Genomic DNA, 9,027 nt, shown 5'->3' with positions numbered 1-9,027 from the left:
GTGCACCCATATCGGCGAATTCCAGCAAATGTATCCGGATGTGGCGCTGTCGGTGCTGACGCCGCGGCGACTCGACGATGTCAGCAATCCGGACGCCGATGCCTTCATCGCCTTCGGCGTCGGCAACTGGCCGAACCGGGCTGTGGAACTGCTCTGCGAAGTCTCCTTCACGCCGCTCTGCAGTCCAAGGCTGCTCAACAAGGTCGGCGGCTTTTCCAAACCTGCCGACGTGCTGCGCGCCAGCCTGCTCCATCTCAGCGACACCGAGGACTGGGCGCGCTGGCTGGCGCTGTCCAAGGTGGAAAATCCCGATACCGAAGGCGGCATCTTCTTTTCCGACATGAACCTCGTCTTCTCGGCGGCGATCGCCGGCCAGGGCATTGCGCTGGGCGACGAGCTGACCGGCCGCCAGGCGCTGAGCGAAGGCCGGCTGGTCAAGCCGTTCGAGGCGACCGTCCCCTCGCCGCGATCCTATTTCCTCGTCTTCGAGCACGCCAAGGCGGGGCACCCGGTGCTCAACGCCTTCGGCGACTGGCTGAGGGCGAAGCTGTCGGAGAGCAGGGTTTAGATTGAGTGCTGCCGCCCTCTCCGGTCGTCATCCACGGGCGGAGCGGGAGCGAAGCGGACGCGTAGACCCGAGGATCCATGCCGTGACGATCGCGAAGGGCATGGCCTATCGGAATTCTGCACCGTTGCAGCTCCCAGAGGTCACGGAATGGATTCTAGGGTCTGCGCGCGTCGCTTCGCTCCTTGCTCCGCCCTAGAATCACGAAGTGCGTGGGCGCTACCACCAATCACAATCGTTTATGATCGCGCCGCCATCAGTGCACGCACCCGTGAATCAAATTTGCCGATCAGGCGAAAACTATTCGGTTGCGGTGAGCCGCAGCCATGCCTACGATTTCATTGGGAACTGAGGAAAGAGCCAGGATGCAGCAACCCGGCCGGGCCGCAGAAATCAAGGCGAAAGGGATCGGCAAGAGCTTCGGCTCGTTCCGGGCTCTGGACAATCTGTCGCTCGATATCGGCCGCGGCGAGTTCCTGACGCTGCTTGGCCCCTCCGGCTCCGGCAAGACCACTTTCCTGATGATCCTCGCCGGCTTCGTGCAGCCGAGCGAGGGCAAGCTTTTCAGCGACGGTGTCGACATCACCAACCGCCCGGCGGAGCAGCGCGCCGCCGGCATGGTGTTCCAGGGCTATGCGCTGTTCCCGCATATGAGCGTGGAACAGAACATCGCCTTCCCGCTCAAGGTGCGCAAGAAATCCGCCTCGGAAATCAAGAGCCGTGTCGGCGAGATGGTCGAACGCGTCGGTCTGAAAGGCCACGAGAAGAAATTGCCGGCGCAGCTTTCCGGCGGCCAGCAGCAGCGCGTGGCGCTGGCGCGCGCGCTGGTGTTCGAGCCGGGCGTGCTCTTGCTCGACGAGCCGTTCTCGGCGCTGGACAAGAGCCTGCGCGGCCAGATGCAGGCCGAGATGAAGCGGCTGCACCAGGAGACCGGCACGACCTTCGTCTTCGTCACCCACGACCAGAGCGAGGCGCTGGCGCTGTCGTCGCGTGTCGCCATCTTCAACCACGGCAAGCTCTTGCAGGTGGGCAGGCCGGACGAGGTCTACGACCGGCCGGCCAACCGCTTCGTCGCCGAGTTCCTCGGCGAGATCAACATGCTGCCGGTGAAGGGCGTGCGCCCCGCCGACAATGGCGCCACCGGGCTCTGCGAGGACCGCGCGGTCAACATGCGCTGCAAGGCGGAAGCGATCAAAGGCGACGCCATCCTCGCCATCCGCCCCGAGGACATGTCGATCGCGCCGGAAGCGTCAATCAATGAGAACGGCATTGCCGCGACGGCCGTCGCCTCGACCTATCTGGGCGCCGCGACCAAGCTCGACCTCACCACGCGCCAGGGCGCCAGGGTCACCGTTTCGGTGCCGAACGAAGTGGCTGCGGCGGCGCTCAGCAAAGGCAATTCGGTCTGGCTTACATGGCCAGCGGAGAAGGGTTTCCTCCTTCCGGATGGAGGACAGTAAGCACCGCCGTCGCGGCCAGACACATCACCGCGGCGGCTTACGGTTCAAATCAACGACAACAAGGGGAACTGACATGACGAACGACACAAAGAAACAGACGATCGAATCGCTGGCCGAGCGGACAAAGCGCGGCGAGATCTCACGCCGGCAGTTCGCGCAGCTCGCGGGCCTCGTGCTCGCCGGCACGCCGCTGCTGTTGCGCTCGACCGGCGCCTATGCCGAAACTAAAGGGCTGGTGCTGGTGAACTGGGGCGGCGATGCCATCACGGCTTACGACGCCGCTTACGGCCAGGCCTTCACCAAGGACACCGGCATTCCGGTCAAGATGGACGGCTCGGGCCCGACCGAAGGCGCCATCGCCGCGCAGTTCAAGAGCGGCGCGCCGACCTGGGACCTGGTCGACGTCGACCCGTTCTCGGCGATCACGCTGGGCGGCCAGGGCATGCTCGAGCCAATCGACTACAAGATCGTCGACAAGAGCAAGATGCGGCCGGGCTTCGGTTGGGAGTACGCAGCGTCGACCTATTTCTTCTCCTATGTGATCGCCTACGACTCGCAGAAATTCGGCTCCAACGCGCCGACCGGCATGGCCGACTTCTTCGACGTCAAGAAATTCCCAGGCAAGCGCTCGCTCTACAAATGGGGCGTGTCGAGCTGGGAAGCAGCCCTTCTCGCAGACGGCGTCGCGCCTGCCTCGCTCTATCCGCTCGATCTGAAGCGCGCGCATGACAAGATCGCCGCCTTCAAGGAAAACGTCGTCTCCTATTGGGGCGGCGGCGCCGAGAGCCAGAGCGTGCTGCTCAACGGCGAGGCCTCGATGGCGATCGTGTGGTCGACGCGCGCCTCTCTCATCGAGCAGGATTCCGGCGGCCAGATCAAGTTCATCTGGGACCAGGGCCTGATCTCGCCCGGCGCGCTGGCGGTGCTCAAGAACAATCCCGGCGGCAAGGACGCGGCGATGAAGTTCATCGCCAGCACTCAGGATCCGCAGAAGGAGCTGGTGATGTTCGAAAAGCTCGGACAGGGCCCGGCCAATCCGGCGGCCGATGCGCTCATCCCGGCCGACAAGAAGCGCATCAATCCCGTCGATCCGGCGAACATGGCCAAGCAGATCCCGCTCGACATGGAGTGGTACGCCAAGAATTACGGCGCAGCGCTCGACGAATACACAAAGATCATCTCCGCCTGATCAGGCCGAGATTCTCAGGCCTATGAGAGGCACCCTCTCCGACAGGATGGGCGCGGCGCTGCTGATGGCGCCGCTGCTCCTGTTCCTGGTCCTTGCCTATGCCTGGCCGTTCCTCGGCGTGGTGAAGTGGAGTTTTACGCTTCCCACGCCCGGGCTCGGCCAGTACCACGCTTTGCTCACCGACGATCTGGTGCAGTCGGTGTTCATCCGCACGCTGCGCATCGCGGCGATCGTCACGGCGGTTTCCGTCACCGCCGCCTATGCGATCACCGTTGTCTGGGTGCGCGGCACCCCGGTGCAGCGTGTGTTGGCCGAATTCTGCATCCTGGTGCCGTTCTGGATCTCGGTGCTGACCCGCGCGTTCGGCTGGGTGGCGCTGCTCTCCAATCGCGGCCTGATCAACACCTGGCTGCAATCGGTCGGCTTCATCTCCGAGCCGCTGACCCTGGTGCGCAACGAATTTGGCGTCATCGTCGGCATGTCGCATTTCCTCATCCCCTTCGCGGTGTTCCCGCTGGCGTCAGCCATGCGCAGCCTGGACGAGCGCGTGCTGCTCGCGGCGCGCGGGCTCGGCTCCAGCCGCATGCGCACCTTCTGGACCGTGTTCGTGCCGATGACGCGCTCCGGCATCATCGGCTCGGCGATGATCACCTTCGTGTTCTCGCTGGGCTTCTTCGTCACGCCGGCAATCCTCGGCGGCGGCCGCAGCGTGATGATCGCAGAGCTGATCTATCTGCGCATCTTCCAGAGCCCGGACTGGGGGCTGGGCGCGGCGATCAGCGTCGTGCTGGTGGTGTTTGTCGGCGCGCTGATGGCGCTGCTTTTCCGCTACGTCAAACCGAAGCAACTGGTGTAGCCAAGATGCCGACCTATCGTCCCGGCCCCGTCTCGCTCGCCCTCGCCGTGCTGGTAGCGCTGTTCCTTTTGATGCCGCTGCTCGCGGTCATCCCGGTCTCATTGACGCCGAGCCGCATGCTCACCATGCCGACGGGTGAATTGTCGCTGCGCCACTACCGCTCGCTGATCGAGGATCCGCGCTGGCTGGAGTCCATCCTGCTGTCGATCCGGATCGGCGTGGTGAGCAGCGCGCTCTCCACGGTGCTGGCACTCACCTTCAGCCTCGGCGTCTGGATGTTCCAGCCGCGCTTCACCGCCGCCCTTGTCGGCTTCGTGCTGTTGCCGATGGTGGTGCCGCCAGTGGTCTCGGCGGTGACGCTCTATTTCCTGCTCACCTCGGTCTCCGGCCTCACCTCGTTCTTCGGCTATGACACGTGGCTGGGTGTCGCCATGGCGCATTCGGTGATGACCGTGCCTTTCGCCACCGTGCTCATCCTGGTGTCGCTCAGCCAGCTCGACCGGCGCATCGACCTTGCCGCGCGCGGCCTTGGCGCCGGCGTGTGGGAACGCGCGACGCGCGTCGTCATGCCGAATGTCAAGTTCGGCATCGTCACCGCGGCGCTGCTCTCCTTCGTGCTCTCCTGGGAAGAGATCGGCGTGACGCTGTTCATCACATCGGTGAATGCGATCACGCTGCCGCGCCTGATGTGGATGGGCCTGCGCGACAACATCGATCCGGCGATCGCGGCGCTTTCGGTGATCCTGATCGTCATCACGGTGCTGGTGCTGGCGGTGAGGAGCGTGATCACCAGACAGAAGGCGTCGCCGTAGAGCGGTTGCGTTCACGGAAAAAGAGGCCCGCCAGGAGCGGCGAGCCTCTTTACGGAGCCGAAGTGGAAGCTCGGCACCGTCGTGATCCGGGGGTGTGGATCGACTCGAAATCTAGCCAACAGGGCTCAGCCGGGCGACTTACAAATCCGTAATCTCCGGTCGGTCTGCGTGCCCAACCGGCCAAGAAAAGCCTGTTTTGTCAGCGGCTTGCCCGGGAGTATCCGACATCGAGACAGCGCTTGTCAAAGAAACGTGATGACCCTCTGTCCGACCGGCGGGACGGCGGAGCGGCTCGGAAACGCAGGGGAACTGGGCGGCGTCGCGACACGGCCCGCTTCATTGCTGTCTGCGCCATCAAGGCGCCACACCGGGCGAAGGCCCCCCGGCCTCGCCCGTGCGGAGCAGTCCGTTCAGGCGGCCTGCGGCCGCCGCATCCTCTCGACGAAGGCCTGCCTTGCCGGTCCGGCAAGCGGCTTGTCCGTGGCCAGCAGGCCATCGAGCAACGCCAGAAGTTCGCGCGCTGCCGAAGACTTGCAGGAATAATAGACCATTTGACGATCACGGCGGGTTTCTACAAGGCCAAACCTGCGCAGTTTGGCCAGGTGTTGCGACAGCGCTGATTGGCTGAGTTCGACCTTGTCGGCGAGCACGCCGACAGAGAGTTCGCCCTCGGCGAGGTAGTTCATGATGAGCAAACGCTTTTCGTTGCCCATCACCGCAAGAAAGGCTGCCGCGCTTTCTGCGTTGGCGGTAAGTTTCTTGGTAACCATCGATTTCCCCATGCTTCATGCTCTTCCGAAGGCCATGGGGGCAATGGCTTCAGAATTCCAGAGCGTTGATGAGCCTGCCCCGGTTTGGACGCGGGACCTGCCTTGCTTCTTTTCGACCAGAACCCCTTCGTAACCCGGTTGCCACCACGTCGAGGTTGCTGGTCTCGGACAGAACGCGCGGCGCTTTTTCGGGCTCAAGTCAATGCAGACTCGGAAAAATTCCGCGCTGCTAATACGTATCAGCGCAGCGCTCGTTCGGCAAGAATATAACGAGGCCGGCAAAACAGCGGCCAGCCTCAGGGCAAGAGCGGCGTCAGCCGAAGCGCATGGCAAGGATACCTTGCAGCGACTCACGCTCAACCTTGGAACATGCTAATATTAGCCGGGCAAAAAAGGAGCCCGGCTCAAGGAGGAAGCCATGTCCATCGCGTCCCATGCCCGCAACACATTCACTCCCGACGAGACGGCCATGCTTGGCCGTGTCTATGAGAATGGCAGCATCGAGGGCGAGACCACCGAGCAGAAGGAAGCACGCGCCTCGCGCATCCTGGCCAATTACATGGCCGGCATCACCGACGAGGCGGAGTTGATCGAGCTTTCGCGCAGGCCGCTTGGAAGATGAGCAACGTGGTCCGCCCACGCGAGGCGGCTTCACGGTGAGTTGACGTTCCGGCACGGAACGCAACGGCAGAATATCGTGTTCCGACATGTTCGGGAGGTTTCGCGATGATCCAGGGATGGTTCTCCAAGCCGGTTGAAGTCGCCGTCGGCCTTTCCGGGTCGATCCGCCACATCTCCAACGCCGAACAAGCCGCCGAGCTGCTGACCGGCCAATGGCGCGATGCCGGCAGTGCGCTGCATGGCGAGGCGCTGCGGGCCTGCCGCCGCGCGATCCGCGGCGACGTCACGGCCGATGCCGCCAGGGAGGCCTTCATCGTCGCCGCGCGCGAAGCGCATGTGCTGGTCGAATAGGGCATGGTTTCATCAGCCTGGCGGATTCATTAGCGCAGCCTGCGAGGGCGCTGCAGTGACTTTGGTCACATGATTTTCAGCCCTCCGGAATCGCTGAGGAGACCATCCCGACGCTGCCCATCGTCGCCTCGAAATTCTTCGGAACCTAATGCGGGATGGTTGGTTAACGCGCGGGTCGGCAATCGCCCTCGGCCTGCATCGGCGCCATCCGGCGCTGATTGCTAGCCCAAAAGACGATCATAACAATGGAGAAAGTGATGAACGATGTCTGGTTTTCCGAACCGGTCGTGATCGATTTCCAGCCAAACGGCCAGCGCAAGGTATCGAGCTGCTACGAGGCGATGGAATGCCTCGACCTGCGTTGGCCGGGACAGGCCCGCGACGGCGCCTGGCGCTCGGCGAGCCGCGTCTGCCGTGACGCGCTTGACGGGCTGCGCAGCCCGGTGGAAGCCCGCAAGACGCTGCGCAAGGCGGCGAAGATCGCCGGACTGCTGGCGTAGCCTCGATTCCCATGGCGTCCCGTTGGGGCGTCGCCAAGCCCGTCGCGGTTTCCCATTGCCGCGGCGGGCTTCCATTTTCCATACAAGCGAAGTTACGGCCGGCGCATACTGGGGAACGCGTTCAAGCACGCGTCCCGTGGGGTACATGAAAACGCCGGCCGCTGGGCTTAGGGGCTGCCTGACGGGTTCAGGCCTTTCCATTTCGGCGAGTCGGGCACCAGGCCGCAACGCAAGCGCCGGAGCATGGTAAACGCCAGGTTACTATCCACAGCGCATGGCCGATCGAGCCAGCAGGCAGACGACGGCCTTTTCAGGCGAAACCGCCAAGCACTTCCGGAAACTGCACGGCCATCTCGCCTTCATCCGCCTGCCTGGCATAGATCGCGTGCATCCTGCTGCCGTCATATCTGGCCCTGCGGCGCTGCACGTCCTTGCCGAACAGGCCGGCAACCGCGTCGAAGCGCCGGAGGAAGCGCTTCACCACGCCGCGTTCAAAGGGTATGCGCTGCTCGAAAGGCCTGCCCCAGGGCGTGTCCCTTGCCAGGTCCCGCCAGATGCGCAGCGCTTCCAACTCTACCCCGACCTGATTGCCCCACGGCTTGCCGCCGGCGAAATGCCTGGCCCAGGCTTGCGAGAAGCGCAATTCTCCGAGCGACTGCAGGTTCCAGTTTGGATGCATCGTCTGCCATTTGCCCTCGAAGACGACGTTCAGGGCATTTTGGTCGTTCATGCTTCCGTCAATAGCGGTCTTTCGCGTGCGCTCCAGCAGCGCATTCTCCCGGACAGCGTTCATATCGAAGACGACGACGCCCGAATTGAAATATGGCGCGCCTGGCGCCAGCTTGAGCTTCTGCCGGTAAGAGGGCCGGAAATACATGTAGTCGTCGTGAGCGGCGAGCAGCGGGGCGCGCAGCCGCTGCCTGGCAAGGTCATTGATGTCCCGGTTGAAGAGAACGTCGCAGTCCGTGTATGCGATGCGGTCATAAGGCTCGAAAACCGCAAGCCGGTCGGCGAAAAGCCGAGTGTAAGCGGCAATGCTGTAGGTTCCGAAGCGAAACCCGAAATTCGCCATGAAGTCGGCGACATCGACCAGCTCGACCTTGCCTTCCAGCAGATGCCGGGCGACTTCAAGATCCGCCTGGCTCGCGCCGGTGTAGAGCAGAAAGCCGTCGATCGGGGTGGAGACATCCAGTATCCGGCGCGCCGTCAGGCAGGCATATGGGAAGTAACCGGCATCCGTCGCCAGGAAGAAACACGACTTCATCGTTCCGCTAACCGCCGCCCGTCATTTCGTTGCGGTGCCTGCCACAGAATGCCTCTCGATAAAAGCCTCGATCGGGCCGGTCAGCAGACCCGCCTCGCGTTTGACCTTGTCGTCGTCCCAACGCCACCATTGGATGGCGAGCAGCTTTGAGATGACGTCCTGCGAAAAGCGGTATCTGATCAGCCTTGCCGGCGACCCGCCGACAATCGCGTAAGGTGGCACGTTCTTTGTGACCACCGCCCCTGCCCCGACGACAGCGCCGTCGCCGATCTCGACGCCCGGCAAAATCATGGCGCCGTTGCCGATCCAGACGTCATTGCCCACGGTGATGCCAGCCGGCTTGCTGTCTTCCGCGATCGGCTCCGGCCGCTTCAGCAGCCGGCTGTAAAGCGGAAACGTGGTAGCGCTCGCGGTCGGATGCTGGCCGGAGCAAATGAAAAGCACCCGACCGGCAATCGAGCAGAAGGCCCCGACCCGCAGCGGGGCGTCCCTTGAGGGAAACAGGACCTTTCGCCATGTCACGCCGTAAGTGTGGCGGCCAACCGTCACATGCTCCGGCAACTTGGAGCGTGCGTCCCTCAGCCACTTGGAAAACGCTGACATCCAGTTACCTCTCCGACGCTCCCGCCGACATAGCCC

At 63.5% G+C, this 9,027-nt stretch carries 11 protein-coding genes; 8 read left to right on the top strand and 3 right to left on the bottom strand.

The genetic code is table 11. The features are described 5' to 3' along the window. From EOA23_RS28030 to EOA23_RS28010, 5 genes are all read left to right on the top strand, one after another. The coding region (locus EOA23_RS28030) for a LysR substrate-binding domain-containing protein (protein WP_245474363.1) at positions 1 to 568 on the top strand (568 nt) is incomplete at its 5' end. A 362-nt stretch (positions 569 to 930) separates the two neighbouring features. Next, entirely contained in the window at positions 931 to 2,025 is a 1,095-nt protein-coding gene (locus tag EOA23_RS28025) for an ABC transporter ATP-binding protein (protein ID WP_042638118.1), read from the top strand. A 73-nt stretch (positions 2,026 to 2,098) separates the two neighbouring features. Then, on the top strand, positions 2,099 to 3,214 hold the full coding sequence (locus EOA23_RS28020; RefSeq protein ID WP_127306535.1) for an ABC transporter substrate-binding protein: 1,116 nt from the start codon (positions 2,099 to 2,101) through the stop codon (positions 3,212 to 3,214). A 22-nt stretch (positions 3,215 to 3,236) separates the two neighbouring features. Then, positions 3,237 to 4,070: an ABC transporter permease gene (locus EOA23_RS28015; RefSeq protein ID WP_127306534.1), complete on the top strand. Its 834-nt coding sequence runs from the start codon at positions 3,237 to 3,239 to the stop codon at positions 4,068 to 4,070. Between the two features lie 5 nt (positions 4,071 to 4,075). Then, positions 4,076 to 4,882 carry an ABC transporter permease gene (locus EOA23_RS28010; RefSeq protein ID WP_127306533.1) on the top strand — a complete coding sequence of 269 codons (807 nt, stop codon included), beginning with the start codon at positions 4,076 to 4,078 and terminating at the stop codon, positions 4,880 to 4,882. A 410-nt stretch (positions 4,883 to 5,292) separates the two neighbouring features. Here the strand turns inward: EOA23_RS28010 and EOA23_RS28005 are convergent, their stop codons facing one another. Continuing rightward, the gene (locus tag EOA23_RS28005) at positions 5,293 to 5,652 is read right to left on the bottom strand and encodes a metalloregulator ArsR/SmtB family transcription factor (protein ID WP_042638109.1); all 360 of its coding nucleotides are present in this window, start codon (positions 5,650 to 5,652) and stop codon (positions 5,293 to 5,295) included. A 418-nt stretch (positions 5,653 to 6,070) separates the two neighbouring features. Here EOA23_RS28005 and EOA23_RS28000 point away from each other — a divergent pair, with 418 nt between their 5' ends. From EOA23_RS28000 to EOA23_RS27990, 3 genes are all read left to right on the top strand, one after another. Further along, positions 6,071 to 6,274, top strand: a complete 204-nt coding sequence (locus EOA23_RS28000) for a hypothetical protein (RefSeq protein WP_127306532.1) — start codon at positions 6,071 to 6,073, stop codon at positions 6,272 to 6,274. Between the two features lie 104 nt (positions 6,275 to 6,378). After that, positions 6,379 to 6,624 carry a DUF982 domain-containing protein gene (locus tag EOA23_RS27995; protein ID WP_127306531.1) on the top strand — a complete coding sequence of 82 codons (246 nt, stop codon included), beginning with the start codon at positions 6,379 to 6,381 and terminating at the stop codon, positions 6,622 to 6,624. Positions 6,625 to 6,881: 257 nt separating this feature from the next. Continuing rightward, the gene (locus tag EOA23_RS27990) at positions 6,882 to 7,124 is read left to right on the top strand and encodes a DUF982 domain-containing protein (RefSeq protein ID WP_127306530.1); all 243 of its coding nucleotides are present in this window, start codon (positions 6,882 to 6,884) and stop codon (positions 7,122 to 7,124) included. A gap of 310 nt (positions 7,125 to 7,434) precedes the next feature. On the opposite strand, the gene EOA23_RS27985 is transcribed toward EOA23_RS27990, so the two are convergent. After that, the gene (locus EOA23_RS27985; protein WP_127306529.1) at positions 7,435 to 8,388 is read right to left on the bottom strand and encodes a glycosyltransferase; all 954 of its coding nucleotides are present in this window, start codon (positions 8,386 to 8,388) and stop codon (positions 7,435 to 7,437) included. Positions 8,389 to 8,409: 21 nt separating this feature from the next. Then, entirely contained in the window at positions 8,410 to 8,991 is a 582-nt protein-coding gene (locus EOA23_RS36985) for a CatB-related O-acetyltransferase (RefSeq protein ID WP_127306528.1), read from the bottom strand. Positions 8,992 to 9,027: the final 36 nt, after the last annotated feature.

The organism is Mesorhizobium sp. M2A.F.Ca.ET.042.01.1.1 (genome assembly GCF_003997405.1).
Taxonomy (GTDB): domain Bacteria; phylum Pseudomonadota; class Alphaproteobacteria; order Rhizobiales; family Rhizobiaceae; genus Mesorhizobium.
This window is presented reverse-complemented; position numbering and strand designations above follow the sequence as displayed.